Raw genomic sequence first — 15,776 nt, 5'->3', positions numbered from 1 at the left:
TACCTGACCCGATGACCTTCGACCTTTCCGCCCGCCTCGCCGAACGCCGTGCGGCGCACCTCTATCGCCAGCGCCCGCTCTTGGCGTCGCCCCAGGGGCCCGAGGTGACGGTGGACGGCGAGCGCCTGCTGGCGTTCTCCTCCAACGATTACCTGGGCCTGGCCAACCACCCCGAGGTAATCGAGGCACTGCAGGCCGGCGCCGCCCGCTGGGGCGCTGGCGGGGGGGCGTCGCACCTGGTGATCGGCCATGGCGAGCCGCACCACGCCCTGGAAGAGGCCCTGGCGGCCTTCACCGGCCGGCCACGGGCGCTGCTGTTCTCCACCGGCTACATGGCCAACCTGGCGGCCATCACGGCGCTGGTCGGCCAGGGCGACAGCGTCCTGCAGGACCGCCTGAACCACGCCTCTTTGCTGGACGGCGGCCTGCTGTCCGGGGCGCGCTTCTCCCGCTACCTGCACAACGACGCGGCCAGCCTCGCCACCCGCCTGGACAAGGCCAGCGGCAACACCCTGGTGGTGAGCGACGGCGTGTTCAGCATGGACGGCGACCTGGCCGAGCTGCCGGCCCTGTGCGCCACCGCCCGCGCCCGCGGGGCCTGGGTGATGGTGGACGACGCCCATGGCGTCGGCGTGCTGGGCGCCCAGGGCGGCGGGATCGTCGAGCACTTCGGGCTGGGGATGGATGACGTGCCGGTGCTGGTGGGAACCCTCGGCAAGGCCTTCGGCACGGCCGGCGCCTTCGTCGCCGGCAGCGAAGCGCTGATCGAGACCCTGATCCAGTTCGCCCGCCCCTACATCTACACCACCAGCCAGCCGCCGGCGGTGGCGTGCGCCAGCCTGAAGAGCCTGGCGCTGCTGCGCAGCGAGGGCTGGCGGCGGGAACACCTGAACCGCCTGATCGCGCGCTTCCGCCAGGGCGCCGCGGCGATCGGCCTGGACCTGATGGACAGCCCGACGCCGATCCAGCCGGTCCGCGTCGGCGACAGCGCCCGCGCCCTGCGCCTGTCCGCCCTGCTGCGGGCCCGCGGCCTGCTGGTGGGGGCGATCCGCCCGCCCACGGTGCCGGCCGGCAGCGCACGCCTGCGGGTTACTCTCAGCGCCGCCCACAGCGAGGCCCAGGTGGACCGCCTGCTGGAGGCCCTGGCGGCTGCCTGGCGTGAACTCGGCGACGCCGGCACGGAGACCGTCCATGGCTGAAACCCTGGTCCTGCTGCCGGGCTGGGCGCTGGGCCCGGCCGCCCTGGCGCCCCTGGCCGATGCCCTTCGCGCGGCGGCGCCGTCCCTCGTGGTTCAGGTGGTCGCGCTGCCCGACGGGCCGGCGCCCCAGGCCTGGCTGGACCGCCTGGATGCCGTCGTACCCGCCGGCGCCTGGCTGGCCGGCTGGTCCCTCGGCGGCATGCTGGCGCTGCACCTGGCGGCGCGGCGCGGCGCCGATTGCCCCGGCATGATCGGCATCGCCAGCGCCCCCTGCTTCCGCGCCCGGGCCGACTGGCCGGCGGCCATGCCCGCCGCCACCTTCGACGCCTTCCGTAGCGCTTGCCAAGAGGACGCCCCGGCGACCCTGCGGCGCTTCGTCTCCCTGGTCGCCCAGGGCGCTGCCGATCCGCGCGGTATCAGCCGACGCCTGCAAGCGGAACGCCCCGACCTCCCGATGGCGGTCCTGAACGCGGGCCTGGCGCTGCTGGCCGACCTGGATGGGCGCGAGGCGTTGCAGCGCTACCCCGGTCCGCGCCTACACCTGTTCGCCGAGGACGACGCCCTGGTGCCGGCCGCGGCCGCCGAGGCCCTGGCCGGCTTGCCCGGGGGCGGCACCGTGCGCTGCGTCCCCGGGGTCGGCCACGCCTGGCCCCTGGAGTGTCCGACGGAGGTGGCGGATAGCCTGCTGGCGTTCCTCGACGAGGCCGGCAAAGGGGATCGCCCGCATGCCTGATTCGACCTCTCCGGTGCTGCCCGACAAACGCCAGGTGGCCGCCTCGTTCTCCCGGGCGGCGGCCAGCTACGACGCCGTGGCGGGGCTCCAGCGGGCCGTGGGCGAGCGGCTGCTGGCCCAACTGCCCACGCTGGCGCCGACGCGCTGGCTCGACCTGGGCAGCGGCACCGGCCACTTTTCCCGCGCCCTGGCGCGGCGCTATCCGGCGGCCGAGGGCCTGGCCCTGGACATCGCCGAAGGCATGCTGCGCCATGCCCGCCCCCAGGGCGGCGCCCGGCACTTCCTCGCCGGCGACGCCGAGCGGCTGCCTCTGGCGCCGGCCAGCCTCGACTTGGTATTCAGCAGCCTGGCGCTGCAATGGTGCGCCGACTTCGCCAGCGTGCTGGCCGAGGCCCGGCGCGTGCTGCGGCCCGGTGGCCTGCTGGCCTTCACCAGCCTGTGCAGCGGCACCTTGCAGGAGCTGCGGGACAGCTGGGCCGACGTGGACGGCTTCGTCCACGTCAATCGCTTCCGCCCTTTCGAGCGCTATCGCCAGCTCTGCCAGGCCAGCGGTCTGCAACCGCTACTGCTGGAACAGCGCCCTGCAGTGCTGCACTTCGCCGACCTGCGCCAGCTGACCGGCGAGCTCAAGGCCCTGGGTGCCCATAACCTCAACCCCGGTCGGCCCGGCGGCCTCACCGGGCGTGCCCGGCTGCGGGCGCTGGCGGCGGCCTACGAACGCCGGCGGGTCGCCGAGGGCCTGCCCGCCACCTACCAGGTGGTCTATGGCCTGCTGCGCAAGGAGTCCTGATGCCTGCTTTCTTCGTCACCGGCACCGATACCGAGGTGGGCAAGACCACCATGTCCGCCGGCCTGCTGCACGGGGCACGGCGGGCGGGCCTGAGCACCGCCGCGGCCAAGCCGGTGGCGTCCGGCTGCGAGCCCGGCCCCGACGGCCTGCGCAACGCCGATGCCCTGGCGCTGCTGGGGGAATGCTCCCTGGCGCTGCGCTACGAGGAGGTCAACCCCCTGGCTTTAGCACCGGCTATCGCCCCGCACCTGGCGGCCCGGGAAGCGGGGGTCGAGCTGAGCGTGGCGGCCCTGGCCGGCCCGGTCCGGCGCATCCTCGCCCGGCATGCGGACTTCACCCTGGTGGAGGGCGCCGGCGGCTGGCGCGTGCCCCTGGGCGGGCGGGAGACCCTGGCGGACTTGGCCGTGGCCCTGGGGCTGCCGGTGATTCTGGTAGTCGGCGTGCGCCTGGGCTGCATCAACCATGCGCTGCTGAGTGCCGAGGCGATCCTGCGGGACGGGCTGCCCCTGGCGGGCTGGGTCGCCAACCTGGTCGACCCCGCCACGGCGCGCCTGGAGGACAACCTGGCGACCCTGGCCGAGCGCCTGCCGGCACCCTGCCTGGGGCAAGTGCCGCATCTGGCCGACCCGACGCCCGCGGCGGTGGCAGCACACCTGCGCCGGCCCTGAATAAAGGCCGTGCATCGGCACGCGTGCGTTGGCTGTACATTTTTTGCGCTTTTTCTGCTTCAATGGGGGTGTCCATCCCTTTTCAGCATGAGGAGCGCCCTATGCAAATCTCGGGAAGCGCTTTCTATTCGGGCCTGAATACCGTCCAGTCCGGGCAGCGGCGCATCGACCAGGCCTCTGTCGACATCGCCGGTTCCAGCCTGGCCCGCTCGCGGCAGTCCGACGCCCAAGCGCGGTCGAATGTGGACTTGCCGGACGCCATGGTCAGCCTGACCACGGGCAAGCTGGAAGCGGAAGCCGGCGCCCGCGTACTGAAGACCGCCGACGACGTACTCGGCACCCTGATCGACATCCGCGCCTGACCTCACGCCGCCGTTCATCGGCGGCGCCTTCGTTTCCACGCGAGGGAGTTCTTCCATGCAGATCGGCGGCGCGCTGACCTCTCCCCTCGCTTCGGCGCCGTATGCGTTGCCGGCGCGCGCCGTATCCCCTGACACCACCCCCGACCTCGCCCGCGCCAGCCAGGCGCCGGTCACCGCATCCTCCGACGCCGCCGGTAACCGGCGCTCCGCCGATGACGACGACGAGCGCCAGCAGGCCGAGGACCAGCAACGCATCCAGGAACTGGCCAATCGCGACCGGGCAGTGCGCGCCCACGAGCAGGCCCATGGCGCCGCGGGCGGCGCCTATGCCGGGGCGCCGTCCTACACCTTCCAGCGCGGCCCTGATGGCAAGCGCTACGCCGTCGGCGGCGAGGTGAGCATCCAGGTGGGCACGTCGTCGGACGACCCCGAGACCACCCTGCAGCAGATGCAGATCGTCCAGGCCGCCGCCCTGGCGCCGGCCGATCCCTCCGCTCAAGACCTCAGCGTCGCCGCCCGCGCCAGCGCCCAGGCGGCCCAGGCCCGCAGCGACCTGGCGAAGCAGCGCCGCGAGGAGGCGGACGCCACCCGCCATGACGCCCCCGCGGCGCAAGTGGCGGCCTACCGGCAGGTGGTCGATGGCGGCGCCGATTCCGGATCGTCGTTGCACCTGAGCGCCTGACGACCGATGGGCGGGAGCTTGACAAGGGCATGCGGGTAAACGTAAGTTTCAAACACCTGTTTGACCGCTGGGGCGCCCGCTTGCGTCTCGCGGCAGTGCTTGAGCCGTAGACGACCGGTGCACCGGTCACCTATCCAGGAACCCACCGCAGAGGTTTACCGCTATGCCTGATTACAAGGCCCCCTTGCGCGACATCCGTTTCGTCCGCGACGAGCTGCTCGGTTACGACGCGCACTACCAGAGCATCCCGGGTTGCCAGGACGCCACGCCGGACATGGTCAACGCCATCCTCGAGGAAGGCGCCAAGTTCTGCGAGCAGGTGATCGCGCCGCTGAACCGGGTCGGCGATCAGGAAGGCTGCACCTGGAGCCCGGAGGGCGTGAAGACCCCCACCGGCTTCAAGGAAGCCTACAAGCAGTTCGTCGAAGGCGGCTGGCCCAGCCTCGCCCATGACGTCGAGCACGGCGGCCAGGGCCTGCCGGAATCCCTCGGCATCGCGGTCAGCGAAATGGTCGGCCAGGCCAACTGGTCCTGGGGCATGTACCCCGGCCTGTCCCACGGCGCCATGAACACCCTGCACGCCCACGGCACGCCCGAGCAGCAGTCCACCTACCTGACCAAGCTGGTGTCCGGCGAATGGACCGGCACCATGTGCCTGACCGAGCCCCACTGCGGCACCGACCTGGGCATCCTGCGCACCAAGGCCGAGCCCCAGGCCGACGGCAGCTACCAGGTCACCGGCACCAAGATCTTCATCTCGGCCGGCGAACACGACATGGCCGACAACATCGTCCACATCGTGCTGGCCCGCCTGCCCGATGCTCCCCAGGGCACCAAGGGCATCTCCCTGTTCATCGTGCCGAAGTTCCTTCCCACCGCCGACGGCGGCGTGGGCGAGCGCAACGCGGTCAGCTGCGGCTCCCTCGAACACAAGATGGGCATCCACGGCAACGCCACCTGCGTGATGAACTTCGACGGCGCCACCGGCTTCCTGATCGGCCCACCGAACAAGGGCCTGAACTGCATGTTCACTTTCATGAACACCGCGCGCCTGGGCACCGCCCTGCAGGGCCTGGCCCACGCGGAGATCGGCTTCCAGGGCGGCATCGCCTACGCCCGCGAGCGTCTGCAGATGCGTTCCCTGACCGGTCCGAAGGCACCGGAGAAGGCCGCCGACCCGATCATCGTGCACCCCGACGTGCGCCGCATGCTGCTGACCATGAAGGCGTTCGCCGAAGGCAACCGGGCGATGCTCTACTACGCGGCCAAGCAGGTGGACATCGTCCAGCGCAGCGAGGACGAGGAGCAGAAGAAGGCCGCCGACGCAATGCTGGCGTTCCTCACCCCGATCGCCAAGGCGTTCATGACCGAAGTGGGCTTCGAAGCCGCCAACCACGGCGTGCAGATCTATGGCGGCCACGGCTTCATCGCCGAGCACGGCATGGAGCAGAACGTCCGCGACAGCCGCATCTCCTGCCTGTACGAAGGCACCACCGGCGTGCAGGCCCTCGACCTGCTGGGCCGCAAGGTGCTGATGACCCAGGGTGAAGCGCTCAAGGGCTTCACCAAGGTGGTCCACAAGTTCTGCCAGGCCCAGGAAGGCAACGAGTCCCTGAAGGACTTCGTCGCCCCGCTGGCCCAACTGAACAAGGAGTGGGGCGAGCTGACCATGAAGGTCGGCATGGCTGCCATGAAGGACCGCGAGGAAGTCGGGGCCGCCTCGGTGGACTACCTGATGTACTCCGGCTACGTCTGCCTGGCGTACTTCTGGGCCGACATGGCTCGCGTCGCCGCGGAGAAACTGGCCGCCGGTGCCGGCGACGAAGCCTTCTACAAGGCCAAGCTGCAGACCGCGCGCTTCTACTATGCGCGCATCCTGCCGCGTACCCGCGCCCACGTCGCCTCCATGCTCTCCGGGGCATCCAACCTGATGGACATGGCCGAAGAAGACTTCGCCCTCGGCTACTGATCCGTCGCGTGTATTGAAAGAGCCCGCCTTGGCGGGCTTTTTCATGCCCGCGGAACAGGTCATGTGCCGGACGGCTGATGCCAAGGCGGAAGCACGATGACATCATGGTCCGTTCCGTTTCCGCTTCCCAGGTGCTTTCGTGCGGACTCCGCCGCCCCATCGCCTCAGCCATTTCCTGCCTCCTGCGCTGATCCTCGGCGCCGGGGCGGTGGCCGGGTCCCTCGCGGACATGAGCAGCTTCTTCGTCTCGCTGTTCAACGTGCTGCCGACCCTGCTGCTGTTGCTGGGCGGCGCCCTCTGCGGCGTCTACGGCCGGCTGCGCCAACTGTTCCTGCTGCTGGTGGTGTACCTGCTGTACTACCAGCTGGACACCCAGGTGGACCACTACCAGGGCAACGGCACCCTGCGGGACGACGCGCCGCTGGTGTTCCACCTGGGTAGCCTGCTGCTGCCGTTGCTGTACGGGGTGTATGGCTGCTGGCGCGAGCGCACCCACCCGCTGGGCGACCTGCTGGCGCGGTCCGCCGTGCTACTGGCGGTGCTGGGGCTCGCCGACCTGCTGGCCCGCGCCTGGCCGGACGCGCTGCTGGGCGGCATGAGCACGGTGTTCTGGCCCGCCCTCCAAGGCAATCTGGTGCAGCTGGCCTACCCATTGTTCCTGATGGCGGCCGGCCTGCTGCTGGCGGTCTACCTGCGCCAGCCGCGCCCGCTGCACGCTGCCCAGGCCCTGGGCCTGCTGGCCCTGTGGTGGATGCTGCCGCGCGTCTTCGTGCTGCCCCATGTGTTGAACACCATGAGCAGCCTGGCGATGCTGGCGCTCACTGTCGCCGTGGTCCATGAGGCTTACCAGATGGCCTACCGCGACGAGCTCACGGGCCTGCCCGGGCGGCGCGCCCTGAACGAACGGCTGCAGCGCCTGGGCAGGCACTACGTGCTGGCCATGGTGGACGTGGACCACTTCAAGCGCCTCAACGACCGCTATGGCCACGATGTTGGCGACCAGGTGCTGCGCATGGTCGCCGCTCATCTGCGGCGGGTGGGCGGGGGCGGCAAGGCCTATCGATACGGTGGCGAGGAATTCACCCTGGTCTTTGCCGGCCGCGACCTGGAGGCCTGCCGGGCGCCGCTGGAAACGCTGCGCCAGACGGTGGAGGAGTACCGCCTGCAGGTACGCGACCGCCACACTCGGCCCAAGGACGACGAACAGGGGCGCGCTTCGCGTACCGGGCTGGCGGGGCAGGGCATCGCCGTCACCGTGAGCATCGGCGTGGCCTTCCGCACCGAGGAGCAGCCGTTGCCTGCGGACGTGATCAAGGCGGCGGACAAGGCGCTCTACGCCGCGAAGGGTGCCGGTCGCAACCGGATCTCGGTCCACGGCCCGCGTTATCGTGGTGCGGTCCGGGTGGCGCGAAGGGCGGGTTGATCGGATCGGCCGGTGGCAGGGCGCCTTCGGCATCCACCGTATGAAAGCATTCGCCGCAGGCGGGTTCGCGGCGGCTTCGCAGAATGGTTTCGTGACCAAAAAATATATATGGTCACAACGAGACCCTATGTGTCTTAAAAGTTGTTCGGGTAAACTCGGACCTTTAGGGTAGGGCCGTCCGGCTCACCGATGAATCGCACGAGGATTGTTCCATGGCCGATTACAAAGCCCCCCTGCGCGACATGCGCTTCGTCCTCAATGAAGTCTTCGAGGCGCCGCGCCTCTGGGCCGGCCTGCCTGCCCTGGCTGATGTGGTGGACGCGGACACCGCCGACGCCATCCTCGAGGAAGCCGGCAAGGTCACCGCGCGCACCGTGGCGGCGCTCAACCGCAGCGGCGACGAGGAAGGCTGCCGCTGGGAAGACGGCGTGGTGCACACCCCGGCCGGTTTCCAGGAGGCCTACGCGACCTACGCCGAGGGTGGATGGATCGGCGTCGGGGGCGACCCGCTGCACGGCGGTATGGGCATGCCCAAGGCGATCTCGGCCCAGGTGGAAGAGATGGTCAACTCGGCCAACCTGTCCTTCGGCCTCTACCCGATGCTCACCGCCGGCGCCTGCCTGGCGATCAACGTCCACGGCTCCGACGAGCTGCGCCAGCGCTACCTCCCGAACATGTACGGCGGCGTCTGGGCCGGCTCCATGTGCCTCACCGAGCCCCACGCCGGCACCGACCTGGGGATCATCCGCACCCGCGCCGAGCCCCAGGCCGACGGCAGCTATAAGGTGAGCGGCACGAAGATCTTCATCACCGGCGGCGAGCACGACCTCACCGAGAACATCATCCACCTGGTGCTGGCCAAGCTGCCGGACGCGCCGCCCGGTCCGAAAGGCATCTCGCTGTTCCTGGTGCCCAAGGTGATGGTGGAGGCCGACGGTTCCCTGGGCGCGCGCAACGCGCTGTCCTGTGGCTCCATCGAGCACAAGATGGGCATCAAGGCCTCGGCCACCTGCGTGATGAACTTCGACGGCGCCACCGGCTGGCTGGTGGGTGAGGTCAACAAGGGCCTCGCCGCCATGTTCACCATGATGAACTACGAGCGCCTGGGGGTCGGCATCCAAGGCCTGTCCACTGGCGAGCGCTCCTACCAGAGCGCCGTCGAGTACGCCCGCGAGCGCTTGCAGAGCCGTTCCCCCAGCGGCCCCGAGGCCAAGGACAAGGTGGCCGACCCGATCATCGTCCACCCGGACGTGCGCCGCATGCTGCTGACCATGAAGGCGCTGAACGAGGGTGGCCGCGCGTTCTCCACCTACGTCGCGCTGCAGCTGGACACCGCCAAGTTCAGCGATGACCCGGACACCCGCCTGGCGGCGGAAGACAAGGTGGCGCTACTGACCCCCGTGGCCAAGGCGTTCCTCACCGACATGGGCCTGGAGACCACGATCCACGGCCAGCAGGTCTTCGGCGGCCACGGCTACATCCGCGAGTGGGGGCAGGAGCAACTGGTCCGCGACTGCCGGATCACCCAGATCTACGAAGGCACCAACGGCATCCAGGCCCTCGACCTGATGGGCCGCAAGGTGGTGGGCAGCGCCGGGCGTTTCTACGAGCGCTTCTCCAACGAGGTGAAAGCGTTCATCGAAAGCGCAGGCCGCGAGCAGGGCGAATTCATCGAACCGCTGAAAGCGGCCCTGGCCAACCTGGACGACCTCACCGCCTGGGTGCTGGAGCGGGCCAGGACCAACCCCAACGAGATCGGCGCCGCGTCGGTGGAGTACCTGCACGTGTTCGGCTACACCGCCTACGCCTTCATGTGGGCGCTGATGGCCAGGACGGCCTCGGGCAAGGACGGCGAGGATGCGTTCTACGCCACCAAGCTGGGCACCGCGCGTTTCTACTTCGCGCGCCTGCTGCCGCGCATCCACTCCCTGACCGCCTCGGTCAAGGCCGGCAGCGACTCCCTGTACCTGCTGGACGCCGCTCAATTCTGAGCCGCACGCGCCGCCCGTCCGGGGCGGCGCGTTTCCTGTTCCAACGCTGGCGCCGCCGGCCTGTAAGCCATCGGAGCGAGACGTGTAGTCCCGTGCCGTTTATGGGTGCCTGCGAAAAGTCCGGACACTCTGTTGGCGTGCCAGTCGACCCGCTCACAGGAAAACCGCGACGCCGTCACGTTTCCCGATTTGTAAGCAAATGCTTACGAAGCGTGCTGTCGTTGTCTGCTACCGCCCTCCAGACGGCATGGGTAATCTCTCCACCCATAGGACGCCGCGCAGGAAGCGCACTAAAAACAAGGAAGAACCTCAGGATAGCCGCCAGGATGGTGGTTCGATCACGGATGGTCAGGACACAGTCTGCAAAACCCCGCTTCGGCGGGGTTTTCTTTTTGTGCCGGAAAAAACGCTGCGAGCTTCCATTACGCGAGGGGCCAGCCGGCCTCCCGCGCCGGTGCGCTGAGGCCGTCCAGCAGCGAGCGCAGCAGTTCCAGGGTGGCTTGCTGGCGCTGGGCATCGCGGAACACCAGGCCGACCTTGAGCGGTACCCGGGGCTCGCTCAACGGCTTCCACAGCAGGCCCTGGTTGGCGTGCAGCTGCCGGGCCCGCCCGGGCAGCACGGTGGCCAGGTCGCTGTGGGGCAGGCTGTCGAGGATGCCTGCCATGTGGTTCAGCTCGGCCCGCACCTGGGGCCGCCGCCCCAGCAGCGCCAGCTGCTCCTGCCAGATCTGGCGGACGCGGAACTCCTCGCCCAGCAACAGCATGGGCAGCTCCGCCGCCTGGGCCAGGGAGACCTTCTTGAATTCCTTCAGCGGATGCTGCGGTGCGATCACCAGCTGCAGTTCGTCCTCGTACAGCGGCAGGCTGTGCAGGCCGGGCTGGCGCGGCGGCAGGAAGCCGATGCCCACGTCCAGGTTGCCGGTGAGCAGCCGCCGCTCGATCTCGATCCCCGACAGCTCGTAGATCCGCACGATCAACTGGGGCTGCGCCTGGCGCAGGCGCTCCAGCAGCAACGGCACGATGCTGGCGTTCACCGTCTGCAGGACTCCCACCGCCAGGTGCCGCGGGCTCTGGCCACGGAACGCGCGCATGGCCTCCTGGGCCCGCTCCAGGCCATCCAGCAGGACCAAGGCATGGCTGTAGAGGGTTTGGGCGGCGAGGGTCGGCAACAGTTTCTTGCCGGTGCGCTGGAACAGGTTGACGTCCAGCTTCTGCTCCAGCTGGCGGATCTGCTGGGACAGCGCCGGCTGGGACAGGCACAGGCGCTCCGCCGCACGGCCCACGTGGCCCTCCTCGTAAAGGGCGACGAAATAGCGAAGCTGGCGGAAATCCATGGGAACGGCCTCGAGCTCTCGAAGCGGAAAATGATAAGCCGTGCTTATGGAAAAAGCTGGAAAATCGAAATGGCCAGGCGTCCTGCGCCTGCCTAGGCTAGCGCCCATCGAGAGAGCCTATAGCGGGGTAGAGGCACGATGGACGCGGTGCGGGTAGCGGGGGTTTTCATAGGCAAAGCCGAAGAACTGGGTGGCGGTCTGTGCAGCGCGATCGACAAGAAGCCGGTGACACAGCGGCTGTGGCTATGGCCCCAGGGGCTGGGGAGCGACGAGCAGGGTGACCCGCGTTTCCACGGCGGCCCGGAGCGGGCCGTGCACCACTACCCGGCCGAGCACTACGCCTACTGGCGGCAGCGTTACCCCCACCTGGCCTGGCCGACGCCGGCCTTCGGCGAGAACCTCTCCACCACCGGTCTCACCGAACGGAACGTCTGCATCGGCGACCTGTTCCACTGGGGCGGTGCACTCCTGCAGGTCAGCCAGCCGCGTTCCCCTTGCTACCGCCTGAGCCGCCGCTGGACCCTGCCCGAGCTGCCCCAGCAGGTGCAGGACAGTGGTCGCTGCGGCTGGTTCTACCGGGTGCTGCAGCCGGGGTTCGTCAGCGTCGACGACGGAATCGAACTCGTCCAACGCAGCTATCCGGGCCTGACCGTCGCCCGCGCGATGCAGCAGTTCTACCACGACCCCCTGGACCGGGCCGGCCTGCGCCTGCTGCTCGACTGCCCCGCGCTGTCCGCCCGCTGGCGCGACATCGCCGCGCGGCGCCTGGCCAGCCACCAGGTGGAGGACTGGTCGGCGCGCCTGAGCGGGCTCCCGCTGGAGGGCAAACGGGCATGAGCGACTACCGCATCGCCCTGCTACGAGAGGGCCAGCTGCTCGCCGAGCTGAGCGTCGACTGCGCCCGCTACGTGGACGTCTGCCGCGAACTGCGTCGGCGGTTCCCCGGCGAGGAAGGCTTCGCCTTGCGTATCGAACGCCGCCGCGAGCTGCGCCGGATTCTCGAACAGGGCCCGGACGGGCTACGCCTGCTGGGCATCGAATACCGCCACGAGCAGGTGCCCGACCATGCGTGATCCCCTCGCCAGCCGGCGCCTGATGCCCACCCTGGAGCGGCCGCAGCCGGTCTTCGCCCGCGGGCAAGGCTCCTGGCTCTGGGATACCGACGGGCGCGCCTACCTGGATTTCAGCCAGGGCCGGGGCAGCAACAGCCTGGGTCATAGCCCGTCGGTGCTGGTGGACGCCCTGCGCCACCAGGCGGAGCGGCTGATCCAGCCGGGGCCCGCGCTGCACACCCGTGCCACCCTGGACCTGGCGGCGCGCCTCTGCCAGGCCACCGCCAGCGAGCAGGTGCAGCTCTGCGTGGACGGCGCCGAGGCCCTGCGCGGGGCACTCGCCCTGGCCCGTAAATGGGGTCGCCTGCACCGGGACGGCGCCGCGGGCATCCTGCTGGCCGGCAGCGCTCCGAGGGGGCATGCCCTCCCCGAGCCGGGCCTCGTCCAGCTCCCCTACAACGACCTGGACGCCCTGGAGGCGGCCATTCGCCCCGACCGCGTGGCGCTGGTGCTGGCGCCGGTGGATGCGGTGGACCTGGTCCCGGCCACCCTCGATTACCTCCAGGGCGCCGCCCGGCTGTGCCAGGCGCACGGTGTGTTGCTGATCCTCGACGAGACCCGTACCGGCATCGGCCGCTGCGGCGCCTTGCTGGCGGAGGAGCTGTACGGCGTGCGCGCCGACGTCCTGCTGCTGGGCAGCGGGCTGGGGGGCGGCCTGCCCCTGGCGGCGCTGCTGGCCCGGGGCAATGCCTGCTGCCTTGAACCAGGCGATTGCAACGAGCCCCAGGGTGGCGCCTTGGTCAGCGCTGCCGGCCAGGCGGTGCTGGACAGCGTGCTGGAGCCGGATTTCCTGGTCCGCGTCCGGCGTGCCAGCGATCACCTGCGGGACGGCCTGGCGCGGGTCGCCCGCCGCCAGGGGCATGGCCCGCTGCGCGGCCAGGGGTTGCTCCTGGGGCTGCCGCTGATCCGCCAGTCGGCGCCCGCGGTGGTGGCCGCCGGCCTCGACGAAGGCCTGCTGTTGCCCCCCGCCCAGGCCAATTGCCTGCGCTTCACGCCGGCGCTGACCATCAGCCACGGCAACATCGATGAAATGCTCAAGCGCCTGGCCCGCGCGTTCGCGCGCTGCCGGGTCCTGGCGGCAGAGGAGGTCTGACATGCGTGCCGCGATTCTCCAGCACGTTCCATTCGAAGGTCCCGGGCGCATCGCCCAGTGGCTCGAACTGCGCCCGGTCCAGGCGCGTATCCACCCGCTCTACGAGGACCCGACGCTGCCGGCCCTCGACGACTTCGACCTGCTGATCGTCCTGGGCGGGCCCATGAGCGTCCACGACGAGACCGGGCATCCGTGGATGTCTGCGGAGAAGCGCCTGATCCACCAGGCGCTGATGAGCCGCAAGCGCGTGCTGGGCATCTGCCTCGGCGGCCAGTTGCTGGCCGAGGCCCTCGGCGCGCGGGTGATGGCCAATCCCCAGGCGGAGATCGGCTGGTGGCCGCTGGAGAAACACGCCGACAGCGAGGCGTCGCCCCTGGGGCGAATGCTGCCGCAGCGGTTGATGGCGATGCATTGGCACGGCGAAACCTTCGAGCGACCGGCCCATGCCATTCCGCTGTTCCGCTCGGCCGCCTGCGAGAACCAGGGCTTCGTCTGGCACGAGCGGGCGGTGGCCCTGCAGTGCCACCTGGAGAGCACACCGGAGAGCCTGGACGCGCTGCTGGACGCCTGCCCGGATGACCTGCAGCGCCCGGGCGCCGTTCAGGACCGCGCCGGCATCCGCGACGGCTTCCCCCAGTGCAGCGCCATGGCGCCGACCCTGTTCCGCCTGCTGGACTACCTCACCGGCCCCCACGCCAGCCTGACCTGACCGCTTACCGTTTTCGCGGACTCGCGACCGCCAGGGACGGCGGATTTTTTCCCCGCCTTGCCCCAGGCCGCGGGGCCGCTCTGCCGCGCGCTTCCGTCGGTCGTCCTGCGACATCCCGTCCATTGACGCCTGCCCGTCCCGGGCGGAAAGTCTGACGTTCCAATCGCGCGGAATTCGCCGTCCCGCCCAGAACAATACCGTTTACGACCTTCCGGTCCTTGCCACGCACTGTTTGCGCACCTGCTACCGTTCTGTGCCGGTTACACCGGCGAGGAGAAATGCCATGGGCACTTTCAAGGCGATCTGCCTGGACGTATACGATCCCCACCTGCAACTCGAAGCCGAAGACCCGGACGCGCCGGCCACCCGGCGTACCGCCCGTCCCGAAGCCGTCACCCTCCAGGTGATCGAGCGCCTGGCCTGCCGGCTGCACATCCGCGAAACCCCACGCAGCGGTCGCGCCCGCACCGCCCACCGCTGACCCCGCCCCGGCGGGCCGGCCTGACCGGTCCGCTGGCGGATGCGCCGTTCACCAGGCGAGGTGACGGCAGCCTTCCCAGGTTGTTCTGCCGCGCGACCGACCGCTCTGGTGAGCGGGCGCATTTCAGCGCCTTCGAGCGATCACGACCCCCGCGTGTCCCGTGACACCAACCCGTCGGACCCGTGGGGGGCGAAGAGCGCGGAGAGGCGCCCCTTGGCGGCCTCGTAGAGCGGATGCTCCAGCCAGCGGTACCAGGCCGCCGCGAACAACCAGGCGTACAAGGGGATCAGCAGCAGGTTGAGGGTGTACAACCGCGTGCCGATGAACAGCGACGTGCTGGCGGTCACCGCCAGGCTGATCACCACGATGTGGGTGAGGTAGAGGGCGTAGGAACTGTCCCCGGTCAACACCAGCCAGCGCCATGGTCGGTAGGGCGAGTCCTCCAGGCACAGGGCAACCGCGATGAGCGCAGCGGCCGACAGCCCGAAACTGCCCACCCGCAGCACCTCGATCTTGTCGAACCAGTGGCTGAACGTGCCGACGGCGAACGTCACCACGACCAGGCTCGACAGATTGAGGATTTTCAGGGCGCTGAAGGAACACAGGTGGCGCAGTTCATACAGCAGGCAGCCCATGAGGAACTCCAGCACCAGCCCGGACAGCACGTCGCGCCTGGGTTGCAGGCCGGCCTGCACCGTCTCCGCATTCAGCACCAGCCAGCCCGCGTTCCAGGCCGCGATCACCGCCATCGCCACGCTGATGGCCAGCGCCCGTTTCTCCGGCGATACCCGCGCGATCAGCAACGCCGCCAGGGCATAGAAATACAACTCGAAGAACAACGACCAGGCGATCGCCAGCCAGTGGTTCTCGATCTTGCCCGACAGCAGGAACACGCTCTGCCAGGCCTTCTCCAGGGGGAGCGAGACCCCATTCACGTACCAGGCCACCGCCACGAACAACAGCAGCGCCGGCCAATAGCCCAGGTAGATGCGGGCGAAGCGCAGGGCGAGAAACTGCAGTGCGTCGGCCTGCCCCTGCTTGCGGGTAATGGACGCCGCGATCACGAACCCGCTCAACACGAAGAAGATATCGACGCCGAAGAACCCCCAGTGTGCGGCTGCCACCACCGGCGCCATCCAGGCGATCTCCTGCCAGCACGTGGAAACATGGAAGAACAGCACCCCCAACGCCGCCACACCCCGAGCCACCTGAAGCCATAAATATTTCACG

General features: G+C 69.6%; 16 protein-coding genes. 14 read left to right on the top strand and 2 right to left on the bottom strand.

Annotated elements, in window-relative coordinates; genetic code table 11:
- The first annotated feature begins 11 nt into the window (after positions 1–11).
- The 9 genes from bioF (at position 12) to FM069_RS08370 (ending at position 9,817) form a co-directional block, all read left to right on the top strand.
- Complete coding sequence (gene bioF, locus FM069_RS08410; RefSeq protein WP_143487851.1) at positions 12–1,199, top strand: 8-amino-7-oxononanoate synthase; 1,188 nt, start codon at positions 12–14, stop codon at positions 1,197–1,199.
- Positions 1,192–1,932, top strand: coding sequence for an alpha/beta fold hydrolase (locus tag FM069_RS08405; protein ID WP_143487850.1), 741 nt, complete (start codon positions 1,192–1,194; stop codon positions 1,930–1,932). Before bioF ends, FM069_RS08405 begins: the two co-directional genes overlap by 8 nt.
- Positions 1,925–2,722: a malonyl-ACP O-methyltransferase BioC gene (bioC, locus tag FM069_RS08400; protein WP_143487849.1), complete on the top strand. Its 798-nt coding sequence runs from the start codon at positions 1,925–1,927 to the stop codon at positions 2,720–2,722. Before FM069_RS08405 ends, bioC begins: the two co-directional genes overlap by 8 nt.
- Positions 2,722–3,390, top strand: a complete 669-nt coding sequence (gene bioD / locus FM069_RS08395) for a dethiobiotin synthase (RefSeq protein ID WP_143487848.1) — start codon at positions 2,722–2,724, stop codon at positions 3,388–3,390. The genes bioC and bioD overlap by 1 nt, the downstream gene beginning before the upstream one ends.
- A 101-nt stretch (positions 3,391–3,491) precedes the next feature.
- Positions 3,492–3,752, top strand: a complete 261-nt coding sequence (locus FM069_RS08390; RefSeq protein ID WP_143487847.1) for a flagellar basal body rod C-terminal domain-containing protein — start codon at positions 3,492–3,494, stop codon at positions 3,750–3,752.
- A 55-nt stretch (positions 3,753–3,807) separates the two neighbouring features.
- Complete coding sequence (locus tag FM069_RS08385) at positions 3,808–4,434, top strand: putative metalloprotease CJM1_0395 family protein (protein WP_143487846.1); 627 nt, start codon at positions 3,808–3,810, stop codon at positions 4,432–4,434.
- 163 nt (positions 4,435–4,597) lie between these two features.
- On the top strand, positions 4,598–6,403 hold the full coding sequence (locus FM069_RS08380; RefSeq protein ID WP_143487845.1) for a phenylacyl-CoA dehydrogenase: 1,806 nt from the start codon (positions 4,598–4,600) through the stop codon (positions 6,401–6,403).
- Positions 6,404–6,542: 139 nt separating this feature from the next.
- Entirely contained in the window at positions 6,543–7,826 is a 1,284-nt protein-coding gene (locus tag FM069_RS08375; protein ID WP_143487844.1) for a GGDEF domain-containing protein, read from the top strand.
- 212 nt (positions 7,827–8,038) lie between these two features.
- Entirely contained in the window at positions 8,039–9,817 is a 1,779-nt protein-coding gene (locus FM069_RS08370; RefSeq protein ID WP_143487843.1) for an acyl-CoA dehydrogenase C-terminal domain-containing protein, read from the top strand.
- A gap of 422 nt (positions 9,818–10,239) precedes the next feature.
- Here FM069_RS08370 and FM069_RS08365 read toward each other — a convergent pair whose 3' ends face one another.
- Positions 10,240–11,151: a LysR family transcriptional regulator gene (locus tag FM069_RS08365; protein WP_143487842.1), complete on the bottom strand. Its 912-nt coding sequence runs from the start codon at positions 11,149–11,151 to the stop codon at positions 10,240–10,242.
- A 138-nt stretch (positions 11,152–11,289) separates the two neighbouring features.
- On the opposite strand from FM069_RS08365, the gene FM069_RS08360 reads away from it, so the two are divergent.
- The 5 genes from FM069_RS08360 (at position 11,290) to FM069_RS08340 (ending at position 14,546) form a co-directional block, all read left to right on the top strand.
- Positions 11,290–11,988 (top strand): MOSC domain-containing protein, encoded by a 699-nt coding sequence (locus tag FM069_RS08360; RefSeq protein WP_143487841.1) that lies wholly within the window; start codon positions 11,290–11,292, stop codon positions 11,986–11,988.
- A complete protein-coding gene (locus tag FM069_RS08355) occupies positions 11,985–12,224 on the top strand; it encodes a hypothetical protein (protein WP_143487840.1) in 240 nt (79 codons plus the stop codon). Before FM069_RS08360 ends, FM069_RS08355 begins: the two co-directional genes overlap by 4 nt.
- On the top strand, positions 12,217–13,356 hold the full coding sequence (locus FM069_RS08350; protein ID WP_143487839.1) for an aspartate aminotransferase family protein: 1,140 nt from the start codon (positions 12,217–12,219) through the stop codon (positions 13,354–13,356). Before FM069_RS08355 ends, FM069_RS08350 begins: the two co-directional genes overlap by 8 nt.
- Position 13,357: 1 nt before the next feature.
- Positions 13,358–14,065 (top strand): type 1 glutamine amidotransferase, encoded by a 708-nt coding sequence (locus FM069_RS08345; RefSeq protein ID WP_143487838.1) that lies wholly within the window; start codon positions 13,358–13,360, stop codon positions 14,063–14,065.
- 283 nt (positions 14,066–14,348) lie between these two features.
- Positions 14,349–14,546 (top strand): hypothetical protein, encoded by a 198-nt coding sequence (locus FM069_RS08340; RefSeq protein WP_143487837.1) that lies wholly within the window; start codon positions 14,349–14,351, stop codon positions 14,544–14,546.
- Positions 14,547–14,686: 140 nt separating this feature from the next.
- Here FM069_RS08340 and FM069_RS08335 read toward each other — a convergent pair whose 3' ends face one another.
- On the bottom strand, positions 14,687–15,775 hold the full coding sequence (locus tag FM069_RS08335; RefSeq protein ID WP_178106693.1) for an acyltransferase family protein: 1,089 nt from the start codon (positions 15,773–15,775) through the stop codon (positions 14,687–14,689).
- Between the last annotated feature and the right edge of the window lies 1 nt (position 15,776).

The sequence above is a fragment of the Pseudomonas mangiferae genome (genome assembly GCF_007109405.1).
Classification (GTDB): Bacteria; Pseudomonadota; Gammaproteobacteria; order Pseudomonadales; family Pseudomonadaceae; genus Pseudomonas_T; species Pseudomonas_T mangiferae.
The sequence above is the reverse complement of the archived record's forward strand: the minus strand, read 5'-3'. Positions and strand labels throughout refer to the sequence as shown.

What these genes read in the sequence shown, in the direction of transcription:
- bioF (WP_143487851.1), top strand. Translation starts at nt 12, where the DNA reads ATGACCTTCGACCTTTCCGCCCGCCTCGCCGAACGCCGTGCGGCGCAC.
- FM069_RS08405 (WP_143487850.1), top strand. Translation starts at nt 1,192, where the DNA reads ATGGCTGAAACCCTGGTCCTGCTGCCGGGCTGGGCGCTGGGCCCGGCC.
- bioC (WP_143487849.1), top strand. Translation starts at nt 1,925, where the DNA reads ATGCCTGATTCGACCTCTCCGGTGCTGCCCGACAAACGCCAGGTGGCC.
- bioD (WP_143487848.1), top strand. Translation starts at nt 2,722, where the DNA reads ATGCCTGCTTTCTTCGTCACCGGCACCGATACCGAGGTGGGCAAGACC.
- FM069_RS08390 (WP_143487847.1), top strand. Translation starts at nt 3,492, where the DNA reads ATGCAAATCTCGGGAAGCGCTTTCTATTCGGGCCTGAATACCGTCCAG.
- FM069_RS08385 (WP_143487846.1), top strand. Translation starts at nt 3,808, where the DNA reads ATGCAGATCGGCGGCGCGCTGACCTCTCCCCTCGCTTCGGCGCCGTAT.
- FM069_RS08380 (WP_143487845.1), top strand. Translation starts at nt 4,598, where the DNA reads ATGCCTGATTACAAGGCCCCCTTGCGCGACATCCGTTTCGTCCGCGAC.
- FM069_RS08370 (WP_143487843.1), top strand. Translation starts at nt 8,039, where the DNA reads ATGGCCGATTACAAAGCCCCCCTGCGCGACATGCGCTTCGTCCTCAAT.
- FM069_RS08365 (WP_143487842.1), bottom strand. Translation starts at nt 11,151, where the DNA reads ATGGATTTCCGCCAGCTTCGCTATTTCGTCGCCCTTTACGAGGAGGGC.
- FM069_RS08360 (WP_143487841.1), top strand. Translation starts at nt 11,290, where the DNA reads ATGGACGCGGTGCGGGTAGCGGGGGTTTTCATAGGCAAAGCCGAAGAA.
- FM069_RS08355 (WP_143487840.1), top strand. Translation starts at nt 11,985, where the DNA reads ATGAGCGACTACCGCATCGCCCTGCTACGAGAGGGCCAGCTGCTCGCC.
- FM069_RS08350 (WP_143487839.1), top strand. Translation starts at nt 12,217, where the DNA reads ATGCGTGATCCCCTCGCCAGCCGGCGCCTGATGCCCACCCTGGAGCGG.
- FM069_RS08345 (WP_143487838.1), top strand. Translation starts at nt 13,358, where the DNA reads ATGCGTGCCGCGATTCTCCAGCACGTTCCATTCGAAGGTCCCGGGCGC.
- FM069_RS08340 (WP_143487837.1), top strand. Translation starts at nt 14,349, where the DNA reads ATGGGCACTTTCAAGGCGATCTGCCTGGACGTATACGATCCCCACCTG.